The organism is Streptomyces sp. NPDC002619 (assembly GCF_042889305.1).
Taxonomy (GTDB): Bacteria; Actinomycetota; Actinomycetes; order Streptomycetales; family Streptomycetaceae; genus Streptomyces.
This window is the reverse complement of record NZ_JBIAQV010000021.1, coordinates 78,403-101,642: the sequence shown is the minus strand read 5'-3', so window position 1 is coordinate 101,642 and position 23,240 is coordinate 78,403. Positions and strand designations below refer to the sequence as shown.

General features: G+C 68.8%; 20 protein-coding genes. 11 read left to right on the top strand and 9 right to left on the bottom strand.

Going from position 1 to position 23,240, the window contains the following annotated elements:
• Positions 1–158 precede the first annotated feature (158 nt).
• The 5 genes from ACFYXB_RS28250 to ACFYXB_RS28230 form a co-directional block, all read right to left on the bottom strand.
• Positions 159–1,532 (bottom strand): alpha-amylase family protein, encoded by a 1,374-nt coding sequence (locus tag ACFYXB_RS28250; RefSeq protein WP_389587082.1) that lies wholly within the window; start codon positions 1,530–1,532, stop codon positions 159–161.
• A 153-nt stretch (positions 1,533–1,685) separates the two neighbouring features.
• The gene (locus ACFYXB_RS28245; protein ID WP_351359323.1) at positions 1,686–3,365 is read right to left on the bottom strand and encodes a glycoside hydrolase family 13 protein; all 1,680 of its coding nucleotides are present in this window, start codon (positions 3,363–3,365) and stop codon (positions 1,686–1,688) included.
• Between the two features lie 59 nt (positions 3,366–3,424).
• Positions 3,425–4,345, bottom strand: coding sequence for a carbohydrate ABC transporter permease (locus ACFYXB_RS28240; protein ID WP_351359326.1), 921 nt, complete (start codon positions 4,343–4,345; stop codon positions 3,425–3,427).
• A gap of 13 nt (positions 4,346–4,358) precedes the next feature.
• Positions 4,359–5,363, bottom strand: coding sequence for a sugar ABC transporter permease (locus ACFYXB_RS28235; protein WP_351359329.1), 1,005 nt, complete (start codon positions 5,361–5,363; stop codon positions 4,359–4,361).
• A gap of 104 nt (positions 5,364–5,467) precedes the next feature.
• Positions 5,468–6,739 (bottom strand): extracellular solute-binding protein, encoded by a 1,272-nt coding sequence (locus ACFYXB_RS28230; protein ID WP_351359332.1) that lies wholly within the window; start codon positions 6,737–6,739, stop codon positions 5,468–5,470.
• 353 nt (positions 6,740–7,092) lie between these two features.
• Here ACFYXB_RS28230 and ACFYXB_RS28225 point away from each other — a divergent pair, with 353 nt between their 5' ends.
• Together ACFYXB_RS28225 and ACFYXB_RS28220 are read left to right on the top strand one after the other, a co-directional pair.
• Positions 7,093–8,127, top strand: coding sequence for a LacI family DNA-binding transcriptional regulator (locus tag ACFYXB_RS28225; protein WP_389587079.1), 1,035 nt, complete (start codon positions 7,093–7,095; stop codon positions 8,125–8,127).
• Positions 8,128–8,233: 106 nt separating this feature from the next.
• The gene (locus ACFYXB_RS28220) at positions 8,234–9,100 is read left to right on the top strand and encodes a phosphatase PAP2 family protein (RefSeq protein ID WP_389587077.1); all 867 of its coding nucleotides are present in this window, start codon (positions 8,234–8,236) and stop codon (positions 9,098–9,100) included.
• Here ACFYXB_RS28220 and ACFYXB_RS28215 read toward each other — a convergent pair.
• Positions 9,088–12,081: a bifunctional [glutamine synthetase] adenylyltransferase/[glutamine synthetase]-adenylyl-L-tyrosine phosphorylase gene (locus ACFYXB_RS28215; RefSeq protein ID WP_389587075.1), complete on the bottom strand. Its 2,994-nt coding sequence runs from the start codon at positions 12,079–12,081 to the stop codon at positions 9,088–9,090. The genes ACFYXB_RS28220 and ACFYXB_RS28215 overlap by 13 nt on opposite strands.
• Positions 12,082–12,494: 413 nt before the next feature.
• Here ACFYXB_RS28215 and ACFYXB_RS28210 point away from each other — a divergent pair, with 413 nt between their 5' ends.
• From ACFYXB_RS28210 to ACFYXB_RS28195, 4 genes are all read left to right on the top strand, one after another.
• A complete protein-coding gene (locus ACFYXB_RS28210; RefSeq protein ID WP_351359343.1) occupies positions 12,495–12,935 on the top strand; it encodes a VOC family protein in 441 nt (146 codons plus the stop codon).
• Positions 12,936–13,045: 110 nt separating this feature from the next.
• Entirely contained in the window at positions 13,046–13,933 is an 888-nt protein-coding gene (locus tag ACFYXB_RS28205; RefSeq protein ID WP_351359346.1) for an alkaline phosphatase family protein, read from the top strand.
• Between the two features lies 1 nt (position 13,934).
• A complete protein-coding gene (locus ACFYXB_RS28200) occupies positions 13,935–15,221 on the top strand; it encodes an MFS transporter (RefSeq protein WP_389587073.1) in 1,287 nt (428 codons plus the stop codon).
• A complete protein-coding gene (locus ACFYXB_RS28195) occupies positions 15,218–16,243 on the top strand; it encodes a TolB family protein (protein ID WP_389587071.1) in 1,026 nt (341 codons plus the stop codon). Before ACFYXB_RS28200 ends, ACFYXB_RS28195 begins: the two co-directional genes overlap by 4 nt.
• A 365-nt stretch (positions 16,244–16,608) precedes the next feature.
• On the opposite strand, the gene ACFYXB_RS28190 is transcribed toward ACFYXB_RS28195, so the two are convergent.
• A complete protein-coding gene (locus ACFYXB_RS28190; protein WP_389587069.1) occupies positions 16,609–16,851 on the bottom strand; it encodes a hypothetical protein in 243 nt (80 codons plus the stop codon).
• 284 nt (positions 16,852–17,135) lie between these two features.
• Here ACFYXB_RS28190 and ACFYXB_RS28185 point away from each other — a divergent pair, with 284 nt between their 5' ends.
• Both ACFYXB_RS28185 and ACFYXB_RS28180 read left to right on the top strand, forming a co-directional pair.
• Positions 17,136–17,360, top strand: coding sequence for a DUF397 domain-containing protein (locus tag ACFYXB_RS28185; protein ID WP_389587067.1), 225 nt, complete (start codon positions 17,136–17,138; stop codon positions 17,358–17,360).
• Positions 17,361–17,617: 257 nt separating this feature from the next.
• Positions 17,618–18,301: a TIGR02391 family protein gene (locus ACFYXB_RS28180; RefSeq protein ID WP_389587065.1), complete on the top strand. Its 684-nt coding sequence runs from the start codon at positions 17,618–17,620 to the stop codon at positions 18,299–18,301.
• Between the two features lie 169 nt (positions 18,302–18,470).
• Here the strand turns inward: ACFYXB_RS28180 and ACFYXB_RS28175 are convergent, their stop codons facing one another.
• On the bottom strand, positions 18,471–19,832 hold the full coding sequence (locus ACFYXB_RS28175) for a glutamine synthetase family protein (RefSeq protein ID WP_389587063.1): 1,362 nt from the start codon (positions 19,830–19,832) through the stop codon (positions 18,471–18,473).
• Between the two features lie 295 nt (positions 19,833–20,127).
• On the opposite strand from ACFYXB_RS28175, the gene ACFYXB_RS28170 reads away from it, so the two are divergent.
• Complete coding sequence (locus tag ACFYXB_RS28170; RefSeq protein ID WP_389587061.1) at positions 20,128–21,318, top strand: globin domain-containing protein; 1,191 nt, start codon at positions 20,128–20,130, stop codon at positions 21,316–21,318.
• On the opposite strand, the gene ACFYXB_RS28165 is transcribed toward ACFYXB_RS28170, so the two are convergent.
• The gene (locus ACFYXB_RS28165; RefSeq protein WP_351352253.1) at positions 21,315–21,749 is read right to left on the bottom strand and encodes an Rrf2 family transcriptional regulator; all 435 of its coding nucleotides are present in this window, start codon (positions 21,747–21,749) and stop codon (positions 21,315–21,317) included. The two genes, ACFYXB_RS28170 and ACFYXB_RS28165, sit on opposite strands and share 4 nt — an antisense overlap.
• Before the next feature lie 168 nt (positions 21,750–21,917).
• On the opposite strand from ACFYXB_RS28165, the gene ACFYXB_RS28160 reads away from it, so the two are divergent.
• Together ACFYXB_RS28160 and ACFYXB_RS28155 are read left to right on the top strand one after the other, a co-directional pair.
• The gene (locus ACFYXB_RS28160; protein ID WP_389587059.1) at positions 21,918–22,580 is read left to right on the top strand and encodes a DUF3105 domain-containing protein; all 663 of its coding nucleotides are present in this window, start codon (positions 21,918–21,920) and stop codon (positions 22,578–22,580) included.
• Positions 22,577–23,203 carry a DUF305 domain-containing protein gene (locus ACFYXB_RS28155; protein WP_389587057.1) on the top strand — a complete coding sequence of 209 codons (627 nt, stop codon included), beginning with the start codon at positions 22,577–22,579 and terminating at the stop codon, positions 23,201–23,203. The genes ACFYXB_RS28160 and ACFYXB_RS28155 overlap by 4 nt, the downstream gene beginning before the upstream one ends.
• Positions 23,204–23,240 lie beyond the last annotated feature (37 nt).

Here is a 23,240-nt window from a genome sequence, read left to right as displayed (position 1 = left end):
CGGCTCTCTTGGGCTCGGCCCACACCGCGGCACGGCTCCGGTGCCGGGCGCCCGCGCGACCGTATCGCTGCCGAAAGGCTTACAGCAATAGTCTTGAAACTCTGAGAAAGAGTTTTCACGGGCGCCCTTGAATCATGTCGGGCACCGGAAGGTGCGGGTCAGCAGCTGGACTTGCCCGCGTAGATCGCCAGGGCGGTGTTCGCGCCCAGGGTCGCGGTGAACTGGCCGCTCGAATTGACCGTCACCGTCGTGTTGTTCTGCACGTTGCAGTACGTGCCCGCGGGCAGGGACGTCTGGTACGTGCGGCTCAGCGAGAAGGACTCGTGGTTGATGGCGACATAGCCCTTGCCGCCCCGGCCGAAGGCGATGGCCTGGTAGCCGTTGTCCCACCAGTTGGTCACCGACTGGCCGCGGGTCGCGTTGCGGAAGGCGACCATCGACTTGATCTCGGGCCAGGCGTGCTGGCACTTCCAGCCGTCCTGCCAGCAGGCGTTCACCGTGCCGCCGTTGGGCGGGCCCGCGTCCGCGTCCGACCACTCGTAGCCGGAGTTGATGTCCGGGGCGCCGTACGGATACGCCAGCATGAAGACGTTGGCCAGCGTGTAGTTGGCGCCGTCCTTGTAGTTGAGGGTGGAGCCGTTGCGCTCGGTGTCGTGGTTGTCGACGAAGACACCGGCCACCGAGCTGCTCATATAGCCCCAGCCCTCACCGAAGTTGCTCAGGTAGGCGAGGCGCTCGTTGTTGAAGACCCTCTTGAGGTCGTAGGCGTAGCGGAACTCCTGGACGTCGCCGTTGCCCGTGTACTCGGTGGGCTGGACCGCCTCGCCCGCGCCGTAGATGACCTCCTGCTTCCAGTAGGCGTTCGGGTTCGTCAGCCGGGACTTGATGTTCGCGAGGTCGGCGGTGTCGATGTGCTTGGCCGCGTCGATGCGGAAGCCGTCCACACCCAGGCTGAGCAGGTCGTTCATATAGCCGGCGATGGTCTTGCGGACGTACTCCTCGCCGGTGTCGAGATCGGCGAGGCCGACCAGTTCGCAGTGTTGGACGTTCCAGCGGTCCTGGTAGTTGGAGACCTGGGCGGTGCAGTCGTCGAAGTCGTAGACGGAGTACAGGCCGGGGTAGTCGTACTTGGTGTACGACGAGCCGCCCGTGCCGGTGCCGCTGCCCGCCGACATGTGATTGATCACGGTGTCGACGACGACCTTCACACCGGCCGAGTGGCAGGTGTTCACCATGTTCTGGAACGCAGTACGGTCGCCCAGGCGGCCGGCGATCTTGTAGCTGACCGGCTGGTACGACGTCCACCACTGCGAGCCCTGTATGTGCTCGGCGGGCGGGCTGACCTGGACGTAGCCGTAGCCGGCGGGGCCCAGGGTGTTGGTGCACTCGCGGGCCACCGAGGCGTACTTCCACTCGAAGAGGACGGCGGTGACGTCCTTGGTGCCGGGCGGGGAGGCCTGTGCGACCGTCGGGACCATGACAAATGTGGCGGCCGTGAGGGCGAGGGCCGCGGCGAGGGTTCTGCGTGCCATGTGGGGGTCCTTCTCCGTTGAAGGGGCGGAACCGAGTTGAAGGTTCTTGCTGAAAACTTTCAACTACCTTGCGGTGACGCAGATATTAAAGGCCCGCCGCCTGAAAAGGCAGCGGGCCGCGTGAAGTTGATGCAAGAACTTGCGCAGGGGCCGTCAGGCCGTGGTCCACCACACCGTGGTGTCGGCCGGGACCTTGGTCTCCCCGTCGGCCTCGGTCACCTCACCGCTGGTGAGCAGCACGCGCCCGTACGCCGGGGTCGTCACCGACTCCCCCGTCGTGTTGGCGACGCACACGAACTCCCCGCGCCGGAAAGCCAGGACGCCCTCCGGGGCGCGCAGCCACTCCACCGCGTCACCGGCGCCGAGGTCTGGCTGGGACCGGCGGGCGGCGAGCGCCGAGCGGTACAGCTCAAGCGTCGAGCCCGGCACCCCGTCCTGCGCCTCCACGCTCAGCTCGGCCCAGGCCGGGGGCTGCGGCAGCCAGCTCCCGCCGCTGCCGAAGCCGTACGACGAGCCCTCCCGCGTCCACGGGATCGGCACCCGGCAGCCGTCACGGAAGCCGTCCTGGCCTGCGCCCCGGAAGTAGGCGGGGTCCTGCCGGACGCCGTCGGGCAGGTCGACGACGTCCGGCAGACCCAGCTCCTCACCCTGGTAGATGTACGCCGAACCGGGCAGCGCCAGCATCAGCAGGGTGGCGGCACGGGCGCGACGCAGGCCCAGTTCGCGGTCACCGGAGGTACGGATCTGGGTGCCGAGGCCGGGCGGGTTGGCGAAGCGGGTGGCGTGGCGGGTGACGTCGTGGTTGGAGAGCACCCAGGTGGCGGGGGCGCCGACCGGGCGCATGGCCTCCAGGGTGCGGTCGATGACCCCGCGGAGTTCGTCCGCGTCCCACTCCGTGCTCAGGTACTGGAAGTTGAAGGCCTGGTGCAGTTCGTCGGGGCGCACGTAGTTGGCGGTGCGCTCGACAGTCGGGGTCCACGCCTCCGCGACGAAGATTCGCTCACCCGCATACTCGTCGAGGATGGTGCGCCACTGGCGGTAGATGGTGTGCACGCCGTCCTGGTCGAAGAACGGCATGACATCGTTGCCCAGCAGCTTCAGCTGGTCGTGGGAGCCCAGGTCCGGCAGGCCCTCGGCCTTGACCAGCCCGTGCGCCACGTCGATGCGGAAGCCGTCCACGCCCATGTCCAGCCAGAAGCGCAGGATGGAGCGGAACTCGTCGCCGACGGCTGGGTGTTCCCAGTTGAAGTCGGGCTGCTCCGGGGCGAAGAGGTGCAGATACCACTCGCCGGCCGAGCCGTCCGGTTCGGTGACCCGCGTCCACGCCGGGCCGCCGAAGATGGACTCCCAGTCGTTGGGCGGGAGTTCACCGTGCTCGCCCTTGCCGGGGCGGAAGTGGTAGCGGTCGCGGAGGGGAGAATCCGGGCCCTCCGCCAGCGCCCGCTTGAACCACTCGTACTGGTCCGAGGAGTGGTTGGGGACCAGGTCGACGATGATGCGCAGGCTCAGCTCGTGGGCGTCGCGGATCAGCGCGTCGGCGTCCAGGAGGTTGCCGAACATGGGGTCCACGGCACGGTAGTCGGCCACGTCGTAGCCCGCGTCGGCCTGCGGCGAGGCGTAGAACGGGCTGAGCCACACGGCGTCCACGCCGAGGTCGCGCAGATACGGGAGTCTGGACCGCACGCCCTCCAGGTCGCCCATGCCGTCGCCGTTGCTGTCGGCGAAGCTGCGCGGATAGACCTGGTAGATCACCGCGTCCCGCCACCAGTCGCGGTGGCCCGCGACGGTGGCGAGGGCGGTGTTCGGGGCCGGGTCGGCGGAGTGCTGGCTCATGGCGTCCTTGGTACGTAAAGGAGGTTGGATCGTGGGGGGCTTGGGTTCGGCGGCGGCCGTCAGCCCTTCGTGCCGCCGGCGGTGAGTCCGGTCACCAGGTTCTTCTGCACGAGGTAGAAGAACGCGGAGACGGGTATCGCGACCAGCACGGCGGTCGCCGCCATCAGGTTGCGCTGCGCGTCGTGCTCGCTGACGAAGCTCTGCAGGCCCACGGCGAAGGTGTACTTGCTGTCGTCCAGCATGAACGTCGAGGCGAAGGCGACCTCGCCGAACGCGGTGATGAAGTTGTAGAACGCGGCGACGGCGAGTCCGGGCTTGGCCAACGGCAGGATCAGCCGGGCGAACGTGCCGAAGGGGCTGAGTCCGTCGACGCGTCCCGCCTCGTCGATCTCGAAGGGGATCGTGTCGAAGTAGCCCTTGAGCAGCCAGGCGCTGTAGGGCACCGCGGTCGAGCAGTAGACGAGGATCAGGCCGAGGTAGCTGTCGATGAGCTGCAGGTCCGAGAGGATCTGGTACATCGGCACGATGAGCACGGCGATCGGGAACATCTGGGTGACCAGCAGGACCCACATCAGCTTCTTGTAGCCGGGGAAGCGCATACGGGAGACGGCGTAGCCGGTGGTCGCGGCGACGAGGACGCCGATGACCGTGGTGCCCAGGGAGACGATCAGCGAGCTCTTCATCCAGTCGAAGAAGCCCGTGTGCTGGAGGACGAACGAGTAGTTGTCGAACGTCATCTTCTTCCAGATGCCGCCCGGGTGCAGATAGTCGTCCTTGTCCGGGCCAAGGGACAGGAAGATCAGCCAGGCGATCGGGAAGAGCGCGACGAGGCTCGCGACGATCAGGATGCCGTGGGAGGCGAGGGAGGCGACGAGGCCGCGCTCGCCGCGGCGGCGCACGGGGCCGCGGTTCAGTGCGGCGAGTGCCTGGGGGGTCACCGGCTTGTCGGCGGTGATCTCGGGGGGCGTGGTGGTACTCATCGGAACTCCTTCCTCAGATCGCGAGCTGCTGGTCATTGCGGTTCAGCCAGCGACGGTAGAACGAGGTGAAGACGATCAGGATCGCCAGCAGCAGGATGCCGTAGGCGGCCGACTGGGCGAAGTCGCGCGGCTGCTGTCCGAAGCCCAGGTAGTAAGCCCAGGTCACGAGGATCTGCGCGTCGGGGGCGGTGTTGCCGAACAGCAGGAAGATCACGGCGAACTGGTTGAACGTCCAGATGATGCCGAGCAGTACGACGGTGGAGCTGACTGACCTAAGACCGGGCAGGGTGACATACCTGAAGCGCTGCCAGGCGTTCGCGCCGTCCATCTCCGCGGCCTCGTACAGGGTGGAGTCGATGGACTGCAGGCCACCGAGCAGCGAGACCATCATGAACGGCACACCGCACCAGGTGTTGACCATGATCGCGGCGAACCGCTGCCAGAAGGTGTCCTCCAGCCACAGCGGTGTCGGCAGATGCACCGCCTCGAGCGCGGAGTTGATGATGCCGCCGTCGGCGAGCATGAACCGCCAGCCGAACACGGTGACGAAGGTGGGCACGGCCCACGGCAGGATCAGGATCAGCCGGTAGAAGGTGCGGCCGCGCAGCTTCTGGTTGAGCAGCAGGGCCAGACCCAGGCCGATGGCGTAGTGGAGGGCGACACACAGGGCGGTCCACACGATCGTCCAGACGAAGTGCGACCAGAACCTGTCGTACGACGTCGGGCCGAACAGGATGTCCTTGTAGTTGTCGAGCCCGATGAACTTGTACGTGGCGTCGATGTGGTTGACGCCGATCGTCCGCGCCGTGTTGAGGCTGTTGGCGTCGGTGAGCGTGAGGTAGAGGCCGTACACCAGGGGGTACAGCACGAGGACGCCGAGCACGATCGCGACGGGCGCGATCATCGCGTACGCGTACCAGTGCTTCTGGTAGCCGTTCTTGATGCGCTGCCCCAGCCCGGGCCGAGGCGCGCGGTCACCGCGGCGCTTGCCGGTCGCGCGGTCGATGGCGACTGTCATGGTTCGACACCTTCAGAAAAGATCAGGGGTTGGGCTGGGCACAGGCCGGTGGCCGCCGGATCCCTCCCCCCGGATTACAGGGAGATCCGGCGGCCACTCGGGGCTTACTTGCTGAAGTCCGGGACCAGCTTGGCGATCGCCAGCTCGGCGTTGCTCAGACCCTTGTCCAGGGACTCCTTGCCACCGGCGATCTTCGGCAGCTCGGTGTCCAGCGGGCCCCACAGGGAGCTGTACTCGGGCAGCGCCGGGCGCGGCTGGGCGGCGGCCAGGACACCCTGGTAGCCGGCGATGCCCGGGTCCGCCTTGACCTCGGCCGTGTAGGCGTCGTCACGGGTGGGCAGCGTCGAGTTCTTCAGGGCGATGGTCTCCTGGGACTTCGCCGAGGTCATGAAGTTGACGAACTTCAGGGCCGCGTCCTGGTGGGCCTTGTCCGAACCGGCGTACACGGAGAGGTTGTGACCGCCGGTCGGGGCGCCCGCCTTGCCGGAGGAGCCGGCCGGGACGGTGGCGATGCCGAGGTTGGACTTGTCCGTGAACGCGGAACCCTTGTAGAAGTTCGTGATCTCCCAGGGGCCCTGGATGATCGCGGCGACCTTGCCGTTGACGAACGCGTCCTGGATGTGGGCGTAGGCGTCGGCGGTGGTGTCGGCCTTGTGCAGGCCCTTGCCGGAGTACAGGCCCAGCCAGGTGCCGTACGCCTTCTTCGCGGCGTCCGAGGTGATCGTGATCTTCTTGGCGGAGGCGTCGACGGTGTCGGTGCCCTCGCCGTAGAGGAAGGACTGCGCGTAGTAGGCCTGGGTGGAGCCCCAGTAGCCGTCCTGGCCGGTCTTGGCCTTGATCTTCGCGGCGTCGGACTTCAGCTCATCCCAGGTCTTGGGCGCCTCGCTGATGCCGGCCTTCTCGAAGAGGGACTTGTTGTAGACCAGCGCGAGGGTGTCGGTGACCAGCGGCACGCCATAGGTCTTGCCGTCGAACTGGGCCTGCTGGATCAGGCTGGACTGGAACTTGTCCTTGTCCGCGAGGGCCGCGGTGCCGTCCAGCGGCAGGAAGTAGCCCTTCTTCGCGAAGGCCGGGGTCCAGCCGACCTCGGAGCGCAGCACGTCCGGGGCACCCTTGGAGCCGGCGGCCGTGTCGAACTTGTTCTGCGCCTGGTCGAAGGGCACGTTGACGTACTTGACCTTGATGTTCTTGTTGGCGGCCTCGAACTGCTTGACCAAGGCCTGGTACGTCGGCGCCTCATTGGTGGCGTTGGAGGTGTCCCACCAGGTGATGGTGACCGGGCCGTCCGACTTGCTGTCGCTGTCGCTCCCGCCGCACGCCGTCGCCGTGAGGGCGAGGGACGCCACCAGCGCGGAGGCCGCTATGCCACGCCGCATGAGTTCTCCTTGAGGGTTAAAGCCCGTGTGATGCGGGGAGCGGTCCCGTCCGCTCCCTGCGACTTGCCGACTGCGCCGTTGCGGCCGCCGGGCGACGTGAACGTAACAGCGATGCAACCGTTGCGAAAGACCTTGCAGAAAAAAAGTGCAAGAGGACACTGTGGTTACCTTGTCGTGACCCGTCAGCGGGCCGCAGAGTCTTGTGCAAGACTCTGCAAGCTCTTGCCGTGCGAGACCGAACAGAAGGACGAGGGAGCGCGATGACGCAGCAACCGGCGGCGGGCCGTGGGACCGCTCGCGCACGTCGTCCCATCGGTGTGCAAGGCGGGGTACGGCCGGTACAGTCCGGTGGCGTGACCACACGGCTTGCCGACATCGCAGCGCAGGCGGGGGTGAGCGAAGCGACCGTCAGCCGCGTCCTCAACGGGAAGCCGGGCGTAGCCGCCACCACCCGACAGTCCGTGCTGGCCGCGCTGGACGTCCTCGGCTACGAGCGTCCGGTACGGCTGCGGCAGCGCAGCGAGGGCCTGGTGGGCCTGATCACCCCGGAGCTGGAGAACCCGATATTCCCTGCCCTGGCGCAGGTCATCGGGCAGGCCCTGACCCGCCAGGGCTACACGCCGGTGCTCGCCACGCAGACCCCGGGCGGGTCGACGGAGGACGAGCTGACCGAGATGCTGGTGGACCGCGGGGTCGCCGGGATCATCTATGTCTCCGGACTGCACGCGGACACCACCGCCGACATGCAGCGCTACGAGCGACTGCGGGCGCAGGGCGTGCCGTTCGTGCTGGTCGACGGTTTCTCGCCGAAGGTGCAGGCGCCGTTCATCTCGCCGGACGACCGGGCGGCGATGACGCTGGCGGTGACGCATCTGATCTCGCTCGGACACACCCGCATCGGTCTCGCCCTCGGCCCGAAGCGTTTCGTGCCGGTGCAGCGCAAGATCGAGGGCTTCGTGCGGGCGGTGCAGGACCAGTTGGGGCTGGACGCGGGGCGCATCGAGACGGAGCTGGTGCAGCACTCGCTGTACACCCTGGAGGGCGGCCAGGCGGCGGCCGCCGCGCTCATCGACCGTGACTGCACCGCGGTGGTGTGCGCCAGCGACATGATGGCGCTGGGCGCGATACGGGCCGCACGGCAGCGGGGTCTCGAGGTGCCCCGGGACGTCTCCGTGGTGGGCTTCGACGACTCCCCGCTCATCGCCTTCACGGACCCGCCGCTGACGACGATCCGCAAGCCGGTCCCGGCGATGGGGCAGGCCGCGGTGCGGACTCTGCTGGAGGAGATCGGCGGGACGCCCGCGCCGCACAGTGAGTTCGTGTTCATGCCGGAACTGGTGGTGCGGGGCTCTACCGCTTCGGCGCCCGGGGAGCGGGTTCGGGCCTGAGTTCCCCTGGATCCCTGGGAATCGTCCTCTCGTCGTAGAACATGCGGCCCGGACCCGACCTTGGGATGACCTGTCGGGGAAGGCTTTTCTGGCAGACTCTGTGCCTATGAGTGACTCGACCGTGACAGAGCCGGAAGGTCGCGAGCAGTCGGCCGTTCCGCAGGCCGTCACGGGTGGGGACGAGCGGGGTCTCCTGCGTCGGTTGCGCACTCCCCGGCGGCCCCGGTTGTGGTTCGAGATCCTTCTGATCGCGGTGAGTTACTGGACGTACTCGCTCATCCGCAACGCGGTGCCGGAGCAGAAGAGCGCGGCACTGCGCAACGCCGACTGGATCTGGAAGGCCGAGCACCAGCTGGGAATCGCCGTCGAGGGGTCGGTCAATCGTTCCGTGGACTCGGTGACTTGGCTGATCGTCGGCATGAACTACTACTACGCGACGCTGCACTTCGTGGTGACGCTGGGGGTATTGGTCTGGCTCTTCCGCAGCCACCCCGGGCGCTACGCGGCGACGCGGCTGGTGCTGTTCGCGACGACGGGTGTGGCCCTGGTCGGTTACTACCTGTATCCGCTTGCTCCTCCCCGGTTGATGAACGGCGGCCGCTTCACCGACACCGTGATGGTCCACCACACGTGGGGTTCCATGGCCTCCGGCGACCTCAAGCACATGTCCAACCAGTACGCGGCGATGCCGTCGATGCACATCGGCTGGTCCCTGTGGGCCGGGCTGACCGTCTTCGCGCTGGCGTCGGTGCCGTGGGTGCGGGTGCTGGGGCTGCTGTACCCGGCGCTGACGCTCCTCGTCATCGTGTCCACCGCCAACCATTTCTGGCTGGACGCGGTGGGTGGTCTGCTGTGTCTCGCCTTCGGGTTCGCCCTGGCACGCCTCTGGTACGGCGCCCTGCCGTACTCCCTGCCCCGCGTGGTGCCGGTGCGGGGGGTGCGCGGGACGCTGCTCGGGGCTCACGCGCCGTAGAACAGTTCCTCCACCACCGCCCGGGCCCTGCGGGTCGTACGGCGGTAGGCGTCGAGCATGTCGCCGACGTGGCCCGAGCCGTAGCCGAGGTAGCGGCCTACGGCGGCGAGTTCGCGGCCGTCGGTGGGGAAGGTGTCGCCGGCCCGGCCGCGGACCAGCATGACCGCGTTGCGGACGCGGGTGGCGAGCACCCAGGCCTCGTCGAGTATGGCGGCGTCCTCGCCCGAGATGAGGCGCTCCGCGCAGGCCGCCGCCAGGGCCTCACGGGTGCGGGTCGTGCGCAGGCCCGGTTCCGCCCAGCCGTGGCGGAGCTGGAGCAGCTGGACCGTCCACTCGACGTCGGACAGGCCGCCGGGGCCGAGCTTGGCGTGGAGCTTCGGGTCGGCGCCGCGCGGCAGGCGTTCGGACTCCATACGGGCCTTCAGGCGCCGGATCTCGCGGACCGCCTCGTCGCCCAGGCCCTCGGCGGGGTAGCGCAGCGGGTCGATCAGGTCGATGAATCGGCGGCCGAGGTCCTCGTCACCGGCGACCGGTTCCGCGCGCAGCAGCGCCTGCGACTCCCAGACCAGGGACCAGCGGCGGTAGTACGCCTCGTACGACTTCAGGGTGCGCACGAGCGGGCCCGACTTGCCCTCCGGGCGCAGGTCCGCGTCGATCAGCAGGGGCGGGTCCGCGCTGGGGATCTGCAGCAGGCGGCGCATCTCGGAGACCACCTTGTTCGCCGCCTCGGAGGCCTCCCGTTCGTCCACGCCGTCCCGCGGCTCGTGCACGAACAGGACGTCGGCGTCGGAGCCGTAGCCCAGTTCGTGGCCGCCGAAGCGGCCCATGCCGATGATCGTGAAGCGGGTGGGCAGGGTGTCGCCCCAGCCCTCGCGGACGACCGCGCGCAGGGTGCCGGCGAGCGTGGCCGCCGTCAGGTCGGAGACCGCGCCGCCCACCCGGTCGACCAGCGCGCCCTCGTCCGCCTCGGCCGGATTGGACTCGGTGCCGTAGGAGTCGACGATGTCCGCGGCGGCCGTACGGAACAGTTCTCGGCGGCGGACGCCTCGGGCGGCGGTTACTCCTTGTTCTGCGGTGGGTGCGCGGCCGACTGCGGCCAGGATTTCTTGTTCCAGGGGGGTTCGGCCGCGTGGTGCCAGTCCGCCGCCTTCGCCGTCGCCCAGCAGGGCCACTGCTTCGGGCGCGCGCATCAGCAGGTCGGGGGCCAGGCGGCCGGCGGACAGGACTCGGGCCAGGTTCTCGGCGGCTGCTCCTTCGTCGCGCAGCAAGCGCAGGTACCACGGGGTCTTGCCGAGCGCGTCGGAGACCTTGCGGAAGTTGAGCAGGCCCGCGTCCGGGTCGGCCGAGTCGGCGAACCAGCCGAGGAGGACGGGCAGCAGGGTGCGCTGGATGGCTGCCTTACGGGTGACGCCGGAGGCCAGCGCCTCCAGGTGGCGCAGGGCGGCGGCGGGGTCGGCGTAGCCGAGGGCGACGAGGCGTTCGCGGGCTGCCTCGGGGCTCAACCTGGCCTCTACGGGGGCGAGTTGGGCGACCGCGTCGAGCAGCGGGCGGTAGAAGAGCTTCTCGTGCAATCGTCGTACGACGCCGGTGTGCCGTTTCCACTCGCGGGTCAGCTCGGTCACCGGGTCGGCGCGCAGGCCCAGGGAGCGGCCCAGGCGGCGCAGGTCGGTCTCGTCCTCGGGGACGAGGTGGGTGCGGCGCAGGCGGTAGAGCTGGATGCGGTGCTCCATGGAGCGCAGGAAGCGGTACGCGTCGTCGAGTTGGACGGCGTCCGCGCGGCCCACGTAGCCACCGCTTGCCAGCGCTTGGAGGGCGTCCAGGGTGGTGCGGCTGCGGAGTGAGACATCGGCGCGGCCATGCACCAACTGCAGGAGCTGTACGGCGAATTCGACGTCCCTGAGGCCGCCGGGGCCGAGCTTCAGCTCGCGTTCGATCTCGGCCACGGGGATGTTCTCGACGACCCTGCGGCGCATCTTCTGTACGTCCGCGACGAAGTTGTCGCGTTCTGCCGCCTTCCAGACGAGGGGTTCCACCACCGCCATGTAGTCCTCGCCCAGTTCCACGTCGCCCGCTACCGGGCGGGCCTTCAGCAGTGCCTGGAACTCCCAGGTCTTGGCCCAGCGTTGGTAGTAGGCAACGTGGCTGCTGAGGGTGCGTACGAGGGGGCCGTTGCGGCCCTCGGGGCGGAGGTTGGCGTCCACTGGCCAGATGGAGCCCTCGACCGTGGTCTCCGAGCATATCCGCATCATGTGCGAGGCGAGGCCGGTCGCGGCTCTGATCGCCTTGCCCTCGTCCGCGCCGTCCGTCGACTCGCCTACGAAGATCACGTCCACGTCGGAGACGTAGTTCAGCTCGTGGCCGCCGCACTTGCCCATCGCGATCACCGCGAGGCGGCACAGCGCGGCGTCCTCGGGGGCGGCGGTGCGGGCGATGGCGAGGGCGGCGCGGAGGGTGGCGGTGGCCAGGTCGGCCAGTTCGGCGGCGGTCTGGGCGACGTCGATCGTGCCGTTCACGTCTCGGGCGGCGATGGACAGGAGGCAGCGGCGGTACGCGATGCGGAGGGTGACCGGGTCGGTGGCCTCGGCCAGGCCGCCCTCGAACTCCTCCACGCCGGGGTGGAGGTCCCGGGGCTCGTAGGTGACCAGGGTCTCCCAGTCGCGGGGGTGGCGGGCCAGGTGGTCGGCGAGGGCGGCGGAGGCGCCCAGGACTCCGAGGAGGCGGTCGCGCAGCGGCTTGGCCGCTATCAGGGTGTCCAGGAGTTCGCGGTGGGCGGTGTGGTCGGGCTGGGCCTCCAGGAGGCGTACGAAGCCGTGCAGGGCCAGGTCGGGGTCGGCGGTGGCGCCGAGGGCCTCCAGGAGCACGGGGTCGTTGCGCACGGGTGCGAGCTCGGGGCCGTCCAGGAGGCGCTCTGCGGCGGAGGGGTCGGTGAAGCCGTGCCGCAGAAGGCGTGTGAAGGTGCTGCTCCTGCGCCCCGGCGTCATCCGCGGCCTCCCCTCGGATCAAGGTCGTCCTCGATCGAGCGTAGCCGGATCGGAGTGGGGTGGCTCCGTGGCGGGAGGGTGCGACTTTCGGGGGTGCGTTCACGTGCGGGATGCCTGCGGCGCCTGTGCGTGTGTGGGGGCTTGTGCAGCGCCCTGGCGTGGTGGGTGAGTCGGTGCCGCGCCGGGGGGTGTCCGTCCTCGGTCCGGCGGGCTGGTTGTGTGTTTCGTACCCCGGGTTTTCGCCGGCCGCTGCGGGCGGACACCCCCCGCCACGTCCCCTTCCCACCGTGGGCGGCCGGCCCTCCGTGGCGCGTATTCGCCTTCTGCGTCCGTGGCGCGTATTCGCCTTCTGGTGGCACCGCCGTGCGTTTTCCGCTTCGGTGAAGGGAGCCGAGACGACGGAGGAGTCGTTCATGGACATGACGCTCGAAGTGATCATCCTGCCGGTCACGGACGTCGACCGGGCCAAGGAGTTCTACCGGGACAAGGTCGGGTTTCATGTCGACCTTGACGGCGAGGTGATGGAGGGCATGCGGATCGTGCAGCTCACGCCGCCGGGGTCGGGGTGTTCGATCGCGCTCGTGGATGGGTTGCAGGTGCCGACAGGGACGCCGGAGCCGGGGTCGTATCACGGTATGCAGCTGTGTGTGGCCGATGCGAAGGCGGCGTACGAGGAGCTGCGCGGGCGGGGGTTGGAGGTGAGCGAGCCGCAGCAGTTCGCGCCGCAGGACGGGGCCACGTTCATGTATTTCAAGGACCCTGATGGCAACGGGTGGGCCATTCAGGAGTATCGGCGGCGTGCGAGTGAGCCGTTGCACCAGGTGTTGGCCCAACTGGCGGGGCAGAGGCAGTAGTTCACACGCTCTTCATCCGCCCGGTTGGGTGAGGTCGGGCGGGGGAATGTTGGCGTGAGCATGCTCTGTCCGCATCGCCAACCCCGTCCTTCCCCCCTCCGGAGGTTGTTGTGTCCGGCAGTTCCGTGTACCGCCGTGCCCGCGCCGTCGTGGCGTCCGGTGCAGCCCTCGCCGCGGCCGCGTTCGGTCTGTGGACCGGGCTCGGTGGCCAGTCCGCGCACGCCGCGGGCGCCGTGCCGAGCCCGGACCACGTCGTTGTCGTGGTCTTCGAGAACCACGCCTACAGCCAGGTCATCGGATCCTCCAGCGCGCCCTACATCAACTCGCTCAAGACCGGCGGCGCCAACCTGAGCCAGTCCTACGCGATCACCCACCCGAGCCAGCCGAACTACTTCGCCCTGTTCTCCGGCTCCACCCAGGGCATCACGGACGACAGCTGCTACACCCCCGGCTTCTCCTCGGCCGCCAACCTGGCCTCCGAGCAGATCGCGGCCGGCCGCAGCTGGGCCAGCTACAACGAGACCCTGCCCAGCCAGGGCTCGACCACGTGCAGCAGCGGCAAGTACGCGCGCAAGCACAACCCGTGGTTCGGGTTCAGCAACGTGCCGACGTCGAGTGCCAAGACGTTCGCGCAGTTCCCGACCGACTACTCGACGCTGCCCCAGATGTCGTTCGTGGTCCCCAACCTGTGCAGCGACATGCACGACTGCTCGGTGTCGACCGGTGACACCTGGCTGAAGAACAACCTGGGCGCCTACGCGACCTGGGCCAAGACCCACAACAGCCTCCTCGTCGTCACCTTCGACGAGGACAACCGGCTGGCCGGCAACCGCATCCCGACCGTCCTGTACGGCCAGCCGGTGACCGCGGGTTCGTCGTCCACCACGACCTACAACCACTACGACCTGCTGCGCACCCTGGAGGACACCCAGGGCCTGACCACGCACGCGGGCAACGCGGCCTCCGCCAAGGACATCACCGGCATCTGGGCGTCGTGACGTGTACGTAGCGGACAGCCGCGCGAGTACGCCGGCGTCCGCGAGCGGTGCCGTCCGGTCTTCCGCCGGGCGGCGCCGTGCCGCGGTCGCTCCCACCGTGCTCGCCCTCGGCGCGGTCAGCCTGATCACCGACGTCTCGTCCGAGATGGTCACGGCGGTGCTACCGCTGTATCTGGTGGCGGGGCTCGGTCTGTCGCCGCTGGGCTTCGGGCTCCTGGACGGTATCTACAACGGTTTCTCGGCGCTGGTGCGCTTGGCGGGGGGCCACCTCGCCGACCGCGGCGGGGGCCGGCACAAGTGGGTGGCCGGGTTCGGTTACGGCATCTCCGCGGTGTGCAAGCCGCTGCTGCTGCTCGCGCACAGCCTGACGCCGATCGGCCTGATCCTGGCCGCCGACCGCACGGGCAAGGGGCTGCGCACGGCCCCGCGCGACGCCTTGATCTCCCTTTCCAGTACGCCGGAGACGCGTGGCCGCGCCTTCGGGGTGCACCGTGCCATGGACACGGCGGGTGCGCTGCTGGGTCCGCTCGTGGCGTTCCTGATCCTTCGAGCCACGGTGGACGGGTACGACGCGGTGTTCACGGTGAGTTTCTGTGTGGCCGTGATCGGCGTGCTGGTGCTGGTGCTGTTCGTGCCGGGTGGGCGGGCCGCGGGCCGCGTGGCGGAGGGGTCGGGCACGCGTCCCACCCTGAAGGCGGCCGTAGGCCTGCTGCGCCGCCGTGAGCTGCGCCGTATCACGGTCTGTGCGCTGCTGCTCGGGCTGGCCACGGTCAGTGACTCCTTCGTCTATCTGCTGTTGCAGCGGCGGCTCGGCGTCCCGGACCGCTGGTTCGCGCTGTTGCCGCTGGGAACGGCCGCCGCGTTCCTTCTCCTCGCGGTGCCGCTGGGGCGGCTCGCGGACCGGTGGGGGCGCTGGCGTGTGTTCCTGGCCGGGCACGGCTCACTGCTTCTGGCTTACGCCCTGCTGCTCACGTCCTGGCACGGCACGGCCCTGCCGTACGCGGTGCTCGCCCTGCACGGTGCCTTCTACGCGGCCACCGACGGCGTGCTGATGGCGGCCGCCTCGGACGGCGTCCCGGAGGAACTGCGCTCCTCGGGGCTGGCGGTGGTGCAGACGGGTCAGGCGATGGCCCGGTTCGCCTGCTCGCTCGGCTTCGGTGCGGCCTGGACGCTGTGGGGCGACCGTACGGCGCTGGCGGCGACCACCGTGGCGCTGGCGGTGTGCGCCGCGTTCTCCTTCACCCTCCGCCCGAACACCCTCGGCACGACCCGGGAGCCCGCTTCATGACCGTACGGTCCCGCATCATCGTTCTGCTGTCGGCCGTCGTCGTGCTGGCGGCGGTCGCGCTGGCGGCCGTCCTGCACGCCTCGGCACGGGCGGAGCGCCGTGACCACACTCAGGCGGGCGGCCCGGAGGTGACGTCGGGCGAGGTGAGCCTGACGATGCCGGGCCGCATGGTGTTCCGCAACATGGCGTGGGGCCCTCACCGCGACGAGCTGACCACGGTCCCGGCGTCGGACCCGGCCGGCCCGCGCACCGCCTCCGGCGTCAAGTGCCTGCGTTTCTACGCCACTTCGGGCACCGGTGTGTGTCTCCAGGCGGTGCACGGCGCGCTCTCGGACACGTACCGGGCGGTGATCCTGGACGCACACCTGAAGACCACGGCCCACTACGACGTCCCCGGCATCCCGTCCCGCGCCCGGGTCTCCCCCACCGGTCACTTCGCCGCCTGGACGGCGTTCGTCGGCGGCGACTCGTACGCGGGCACGAACTTCTCGACGCGCACGGCGATCGTGGACACGAGGACGGGTGAGCTGACGCCGTCCCTGGAGGCGTACCGAGTCATCAAGGACGGCCACACCTACCGGGCGTCGGACGTCAACTTCTGGGGCGCGACGTTCGCGGCGGACGACCGCACGTTCTACGCGACGCTGGCGACGAAGGGGAAGACCTACCTGGTCCGCGGCGACCTGCGCACCCGCACGGTCACCACCCTCCACACGAACGTCGAATGCCCGTCCCTCTCCCCCGACGGCACCCGCATCGCCTACAAGAAACGCGTCAAGGGCCTGTCCAAGGACGCCCCTTGGCGCCTGTACGTCCTCGACCTGCGGACGATGCACGAAACCCCGCTCGCCGAGCGACGAAGCGTCGACGACCAGGCGGTGTGGCGGGACGCACATACGGTCGTGTACGCACTGCCGGGCGACTACGGGGCGGATCTGTACGAGGTCCCGGCCGACGGCACGGGGAAGCCGCGGCGCATCAGCACGGCGGCGGTGTCTCCGGCGTTCCTGAGCCAGTCATGACGCTGACGTCACAGATCGTCGGGAAGAGCCGCATCTCGCACACCCGTGAAGTGGGCGAGCGGAGGTTCGCGTCCGCCGCCGCACCACGCCCGGGCCCGGCTGGTGGCCAACGTGGACACAACTGAGCCCCGCCCCTGTTGCATTGGGGTGGGGCTCCATCGCTGCTCAAGCAGAGTCCGCTTCTTTCAGAAGGAGTTCGTCACCCGCCGGGAAACGCGCCGTGCCGCCCTCTTTCCAGGTGACGACGACAGCTAACCCGCCCATTGGACCACGCGCCGTGGTCGCCGCCTTGACGGTGCGCCACCTGACCTCGTACCCGATCACGTCGCCCGGGGCGAGGAGGGCTGCACACTTGGTAGGGATCGTTAACCGTTCTCGTCGACGGGCCGGATGCGGGTCAAAGGGGCCTCCCACTCGATGCCACCCCCTTTCGGCCGCATGTACGCCGTTCGGCTGAAGAGCCTGTTGCCCTCCTTCGTGCGTTCCTCGATCACGCCTTGCAGCTCGCCCGTACGTCCGTTCTCGGCGTCTTCGACCAACGTTCCCTGCGGGTACGGCAGCTTGCCGTGGCTGAGCGTGGTCGGCGGCTTCTCTCGTGTCCGTGGCATGGCCCCTCGTCTCACCTGTGCATACGTCTCTCACACAAGAGAACTGCCGCCGAGCAGACCGAACTTGCACACCCCTTGCACAAGGCCCGGGCGTACCGGCTCATCGCTACTCCGTGCCCGCAGCCGACACTGCCGGGGCCGCTGTCCACGGCTTCGAAGCTCAGGACCGGAACCAGCGAGGTCGCGGCGGTCTTCGACGTGGGCGCGACGCCGGTTGCGACGTGGGAGGGACGGGATGAGGGTGGGAAGGGGGAATATCCGATCGAACATCGAACGGAGTTCTCATGGAAGCGAGAAAGTCCGACCTGTACGCGCGTGACCTGACGGAAGCGCACTGGATCAGGAGCAGTAAGAGCACGACGGGCCCGTACTGCGTCGAGGTGGCGGAGCTCGGCGACGGAGCCGTCGCGATCCGCGACTCGAACAACAGGGACCTGCCGTCTCTGCGGTTCACCGCAGAGGAATGGATGGCATTCCGGGACGGAGTGCGGAACGGCGAATTCGGCTAGGAAGCACCGCGTCTCACTCGCTTGACGGGCCGGCTCGCCGAGGCAGATCGACCGCCCTGGCAAGCGGGCCCGCCAAGTCCCGAGCTCGGCAGTCGCACTACGGGTCACTGTTCAGTTGATTCGGCGCCAGGCAGTCCCTGAAAAAGAACTCCCTCAATGCAGGGGCGAGGAGGGACCATTGCGCGGTGACCCAAATAAATCGCTAGTGGGCGATCAACAGGCTCAAGTCGTTCCTTGACACTGCCTCCATCACGTACGTGCCAGACGCTCCGAACACCATCGGGTTCGCGTACTACAAGCTCAACAAGCCCAAGGCCGAGGTGCAGTCTTCGGCTCAGATCACCGAGCAGGTCTTGGATCGAGTCCTCCCCGGCTGGCGAACCGCTGATTGGCCCGAAGCCAAGAAGCAGCCGTACTGGCGGCACCGGGAGGCGGCTCATCGGGCAATCTCGCAGCTGGAGGCTGAACAGGAACTGATCGAAAATCTCGGAAGCGGCGCACCCCAGCTTGATGCTGCGACGTTGCACCGATGGGTGTGGGGAAGCGTTCAGGGGCTTTGGAGCAGTGGGCACTTCCGTGAAGCGGTGGGAATGGCAGCCAAGGCGATCAACGCCCAGGCTCAGGCCAAGCTGGGGCGGAAGGACCTCTCCGAGGCGAAGCTCCTGGGAGAGGCCTTCTCCACCAAGCCGCCAAGCGGCGGGCATCCACGGCTCCGCCTCGGAGACGACGACGGAAGCGACACGTTCAGGAGCCGTCACGAAGGTGCGGCCGGCTTCGCCCGTGGTGTCTACTCCGCGATCCGCAACCCCATCGCCCACGAAATCGATCACGAGCTGGACGAGAACGAAGCACTTGAGCAATTGGCAGCGTTCAGCATCTCGCTCGATGGATCGACGACGCGGACGTGGAAACCACGCCGTGAGCGCGGACGACATCAGTAACGACGCGCTGTAGGCCTACGCCTCGCCTAGAGCCAGCGGTGCCGACACCCAGACGGGCTCGTTTCTCTCGCCCACAGACGGCCCAGGACCGCAGAACGGCTCCGGGGAGACAACCCTGTGGTCGTCTCTCCGGGGCCTCTTGGATCAGCAATACCGCTCTGACCTGCGCCTACAGCACCGGCAGGTTCTTCCGCAGCTCGAACGCGGTGACCTCGCTGCGGTACTCCTCCCACTCCTGCTTCTTGTTGCGCAGGAAGAAGTCGAAGACGTGTTCGCCCAGGGTTTCGGCGACCAGGTCGCTGCGTTGCATCAGGGCCAGGGCCTCGCCCAGGTTCTGGGGCAGGGGCTCGATGCCCATCGCTCGGCGTTCGGCGTCGGAGAGGGCCCAGACGTCGTCCTCGGCGCCCGGCGGGAGTTCGTAGCCCTCCTCGATGCCCTTGAGACCGGCGGCCAGCAGGACGGCGTACGCCAGGTAGGGGTTGGTGCCCGAGTCGATGGAGCGGACCTCGATCCGCGCGGAGCCCGTCTTGCCGGGCTTGTACATAGGGACGCGGACCAGGGCCGAGCGGTTGTTGTGGCCCCAGCAGATGTAGGACGGGGCCTCGCCGCCGGCGCCCGCCGTGCGCTCTGAGCCGCCCCAGATGCGCTTGTAGGAGTTCACCCACTGGTTGGTGACGGCCGAGATCTCCGCCGCGTGCTTCAGCAGGCCCGCGATGAAGGAGCGGCCGACCTTGGAGAGCTGGTACTCGGCGCCCGATTCGTAGAACGCGTTCCGGTCGCCCTCGAAGAGGGACAGGTGCGTGTGCATGCCGCTGCCGGGGTGCTCCGAGAACGGCTTCGGCATGAACGTCGCCTGCACGCCCTGCTCCAGGGCCACCTGCTTCATGACCAGGCGGAACGTCATGATGTTGTCGGCCGTGGAGAGGGCGTCGGCGTAGCGGAGGTCGATCTCCTGCTGGCCGGGAGCGCCCTCATGGTGGGAGAACTCCACCGAGATGCCCATCGACTCCAGCATGGTGATCGCCTGGCGGCGGAAGTCCATGCCCACGTTCTGCGGGGTGTGGTCGAAGTAGCCCGAGTTGTCGGCGGGCGTCGGCCGCGTGCCGTCCAGCGGGCGGTCCTTCAGCAGGAAGAACTCGATCTCCGGGTGGGTGTAGAAGGTGAAGCCCAGGTCGGAGGTCTTGGCGAGGGCGCGCTTGAGGACGTAGCGCGGGTCGGCGAAGGACGCGGAGCCGTCCGGCATGAGGATGTCGCAGAACATGCGGGCGGTGCCGGGGGTCTCGGCGCGCCACGGCAGGACCTGGAAGGTGGACGGGTCCGGCTTGGCGATCATGTCGGACTCGTAGACCCGGGCGAAGCCCTCGATCGCGGAGCCGTCGAAGCCGATGCCCTCGTCGAAGGCCTGTTCCAGCTCGGCTGGTGCCACGGCCACGGACTTGAGGAAGCCCAGCACGTCCGTGAACCACAGGCGTACGAACCGGATGTCGCGCTCCTCCAACGTACGGAGCACGAACTCCTGCTGCTTGTCCATCTTCCGCTTCCCCATCCTTGCTGGTCAGGCCACCTGCCCCGGTACCGCGGGAGAGACGGTCGGGCACCTGAGCATCCCACCACAACAGCATTTCGTGCGCGTTGCGGACCATGATCGGCCACCCGACTCGGCGCCGAACGCCTCACGTACGGCGGGTGTACCGCTCTGCCGCCCATCTTGCCTGCTCGGACCGACATCCGTAATGGCGGACCGTGCTCACCCCCCGAACTTTAATTTGCATCTCAGATGCAAGTTTAATTAACGTGGGCATCCGCCGAGTCCATAAGGAGTCACCATGCTGTCCGAGCAGTCCGCTGCCACCGTCCGTGCGACCCTCCCCGCCGTCGCCGCGTCCCTCGACACGATCACCGAGCGCTTCTACGCCGGGATGTTCGCCGCCCGCCCCGAACTCCTGCGCGATCTGTTCAACCGCGGCAACCAGGCCGCGGGCACCCAGCGCCAGGCCCTCGCCGGGTCCATCGCCGCCTTCGCCACCCACCTGCTGGACCACCCGGACCAGCGGCCCGACGCGATGCTCGGCCGCATCGCCCACAAGCACGCCTCCCTGGGCATCACGCCGGAGCAGTACGCGATCGTCCACGAGCACCTCTTCGCCGCGATCGTCGACGTCCTCGGCGAGGCCGTGACGCCCGAGGTCGCGGCCGCCTGGGACGAGGTCTACTGGCTGATGGCGAACGCCCTGATCGCCATCGAGAAGCGGCTGTACGACGAGCACGGCGGCCGTGACCTGCGGCGCTGGGAGGTCGTCGAGCGGGTCGCCGAGACCTCCGAGGTCGCCTCCTTCCGGCTGCGGCCGGTGGACGGCGGCCCGGTCGCCTCCTTCCGGGCGGGGCAGTACGTCTCCGTCCGCGCCGAACTCCCGGACGGCGCCCGGCAGATACGGCAGTACAGCCTCTCCGGCGCCCCCGGCGAGTCGGTGCGGCAGTTCAGCGTCAAGCGGGTGCGCGAGGACGGCGCACCCGACGGTGAGGTCTCCAACCATCTGCACGCGCGCGTGGACGTCGGCAGCGTGCTCGAGCTCTCCGAGCCGTACGGCGACCTCGTCCTCGAGGGCACCCAGGACACCCCGGTGCTCCTCGCCTCCGCCGGCATCGGCGTCACCCCCATGATCGCGATGCTGGCCCACCTCGCCGAGACCGGCCACCGGGCCCCGGTCACCGTCGTGCACGGCGACCGCTCCCCCGCCCACCACGCGCTGCGATCCGACCACGAGACGTACACGGAGAAGCTGCCGGACGCCTCAGCGCACTTCTTCTACGAGCGGGACGCGGAGCCGGGCACCCGCACCGGACGGGTGGACCTCGACGGCATCGCCGTACCAGAGGGCACGCGCGCGTACCTGTGCGGACCGCTGCCCTTCATGCGGGCGGTGCGCGCCCAGCTGATCGACAGGGGCGTGGCCCCGGCCGACATCCACTACGAGGTGTTCGGCCCGGACCTGTGGCTGGCCCAGACCGCCGCTTAGGGGCGCCGGGAGATTCCCAGCAGCAGCGGACCCGTCGGTGCCGCCACGACGTCCTCCAGTGTCAGCGGGTCCAGTGAGGCGTAGAACGCCTCCTGGGCCCGGCGCAGGGCGCCGCGCAGTTTGCAGGCGGGGCTCAGGGGGCACGGGGTGGCGCCCTCGCACTCGACGACCTCACCATCACCCTCGAAGCGGCGCACCACGGCCCCGACGGACGCCGTACGCCCCTTCTCCGTGAGAGCGAGCCCGCCGCCCCGGCCGCGACGGGCGTCGACCAGGCCCAGGTGCTGGAGCTCGGCGACCACCTTCGCGGCGTGCGTGTACGGCACGTCCATGTCCTCGGCGACCTGCCGGGTCGTGGGAGTGGACGCGTCAGCGACCGCGAGCCGCATCAGAACCCGCAGTGCCAGATCGGTGGAACGCAGCAACCGCATACGTGAATGGTAGGTAATACGCATCCCGCGTTCCAAATATCCGGTTCACATCACGATTCATCTTCTGGTTCCCGCGACCTCCCTACGGCAGGACGCCCCCGCCCCCTTACGATCAGTGGGCCCCACCGTCCCCGTACGTCCCGTCGATCCCCCCAGAAGGACACCGTCATGGGTTCCGGCAAGAAGAGCAGCAACGCGGCGCGCAAGGCGCGGATAGAGGAGATGCGGCGTGCCGAGCGGTCCCGCGAGCGCCGCAACCGGGCCCTCACCATCGGCGCGAGCGTGGTGGTCGTGGCTGGTCTGGTCGTCGGCGGTGTCGTCCTCGTGCAGTCGCAGTCCGGTAAGAACGACGCGGCGAGCGACTCCAAGGGGTCCGGGCACTTCGTGGCCGGCGCGGACGGCGTGCAGACCTGGTCGGGGAAGCTGTCGCGGACGCACGTCAGCACGGACGTGACGTACCCGATGCACCCGCCGGTGGGCGGCAACCACAATCCGGTGTGGCTCAACTGCAACGGCGACGTCTACACCTCGCCCGTCAAGGACGAGAACGCCGTGCACTCGCTGGAGCACGGCGCGGTGTGGGTGACGTACACCGACAAGGCGGCGAAGACGGACGTGGACGCACTCGCGGCCAAGGTGAAGAAGACGCCGTACTCGCTGATGAGCCCGTACGAGAACCAGGCGTCGCCGCTCGTCCTGTCGGCATGGGGCCACCAGTTGGCCGTGAAGAGCGCCGACGACCCGGCCGTGGACAAGTTCTTCTCGACGTACGTCCAGGGCAAGCAGACGCCCGAGCCGGGCGCCTCGTGCACCGGCGGGGCGATGAAGTGAGGCCGCGCTTCGCCTGGATCGCGGGGGCCGCGGCGGCCCTGCTCGTCGCGGCCGGCGCGATCACCTACGCGGTCGCCGAGGACGGCGGCTCCGGCACGGGGACGCCGTCCTCCGACTCCGCGGACGCGGGGTTCGCGCGGGACATGGCGATCCACCACCAGCAGGCCGTCGAGATGTCGTACATCGTGCGCGACCGGACGAAGGACGAGGAAGTCCGGCGGCTCGCCTACGACATCGCGCAGACGCAGGCCAACCAGCGCGGCATGCTGCTGGGTTGGCTGGATCTGTGGGAGCTGCCGAAGGTGTCCGCCAAGCCGCCGATGGACTGGATGGGCATGGGCGACATGGCCTCCGGCGAGGACGGCGCGCTGATGCCGGGCATGGCGACGAACGCCGAGATGAAGAAGCTCGGCACGCTGAACGGCAGGCAGGCGGAGGTCTTCTACCTGCAGCTCATGACGGGCCATCACAAGGGCGGTATCCACATGGCGGAGGGCTGCGTCGCCAAGTGCTCGGTCGGCGTGGAGAAGAAGCTCGCGCAGGGGATGGTCGACGCGCAGCAGTCGGAGATCCAGTTGATGTCCGACATGCTCAAGGAGCGGGGCGCCGCGCCGCGTTCGTAACACGACCGCAAGGACGAAAAGCCCAATTCGCCCTTTC

Coding starts and splice junctions, on each gene's coding strand:
- ACFYXB_RS28230 (WP_351359332.1), bottom strand. CDS start 6,739: ATGCGGCGTGGCATAGCGGCCTCCGCGCTGGTGGCGTCCCTCGCCCTC.
- ACFYXB_RS28215 (WP_389587075.1), bottom strand. CDS start 12,081: ATGACGCCGGGGCGCAGGAGCAGCACCTTCACACGCCTTCTGCGGCAC.
- ACFYXB_RS28185 (WP_389587067.1), top strand. CDS start 17,136: ATGGAAGCGAGAAAGTCCGACCTGTACGCGCGTGACCTGACGGAAGCG.
- ACFYXB_RS28210 (WP_351359343.1), top strand. CDS start 12,495: ATGGACATGACGCTCGAAGTGATCATCCTGCCGGTCACGGACGTCGAC.
- ACFYXB_RS28160 (WP_389587059.1), top strand. CDS start 21,918: ATGGGTTCCGGCAAGAAGAGCAGCAACGCGGCGCGCAAGGCGCGGATA.
- ACFYXB_RS28170 (WP_389587061.1), top strand. CDS start 20,128: ATGCTGTCCGAGCAGTCCGCTGCCACCGTCCGTGCGACCCTCCCCGCC.
- ACFYXB_RS28165 (WP_351352253.1), bottom strand. CDS start 21,749: ATGCGGTTGCTGCGTTCCACCGATCTGGCACTGCGGGTTCTGATGCGG.
- ACFYXB_RS28240 (WP_351359326.1), bottom strand. CDS start 4,345: ATGAGTACCACCACGCCCCCCGAGATCACCGCCGACAAGCCGGTGACC.
- ACFYXB_RS28245 (WP_351359323.1), bottom strand. CDS start 3,365: ATGAGCCAGCACTCCGCCGACCCGGCCCCGAACACCGCCCTCGCCACC.
- ACFYXB_RS28220 (WP_389587077.1), top strand. CDS start 8,234: ATGAGTGACTCGACCGTGACAGAGCCGGAAGGTCGCGAGCAGTCGGCC.
- ACFYXB_RS28195 (WP_389587071.1), top strand. CDS start 15,218: ATGACCGTACGGTCCCGCATCATCGTTCTGCTGTCGGCCGTCGTCGTG.
- ACFYXB_RS28250 (WP_389587082.1), bottom strand. CDS start 1,532: ATGGCACGCAGAACCCTCGCCGCGGCCCTCGCCCTCACGGCCGCCACA.
- ACFYXB_RS28190 (WP_389587069.1), bottom strand. CDS start 16,851: ATGCCACGGACACGAGAGAAGCCGCCGACCACGCTCAGCCACGGCAAG.
- ACFYXB_RS28175 (WP_389587063.1), bottom strand. CDS start 19,832: ATGGACAAGCAGCAGGAGTTCGTGCTCCGTACGTTGGAGGAGCGCGAC.
- ACFYXB_RS28235 (WP_351359329.1), bottom strand. CDS start 5,363: ATGACAGTCGCCATCGACCGCGCGACCGGCAAGCGCCGCGGTGACCGC.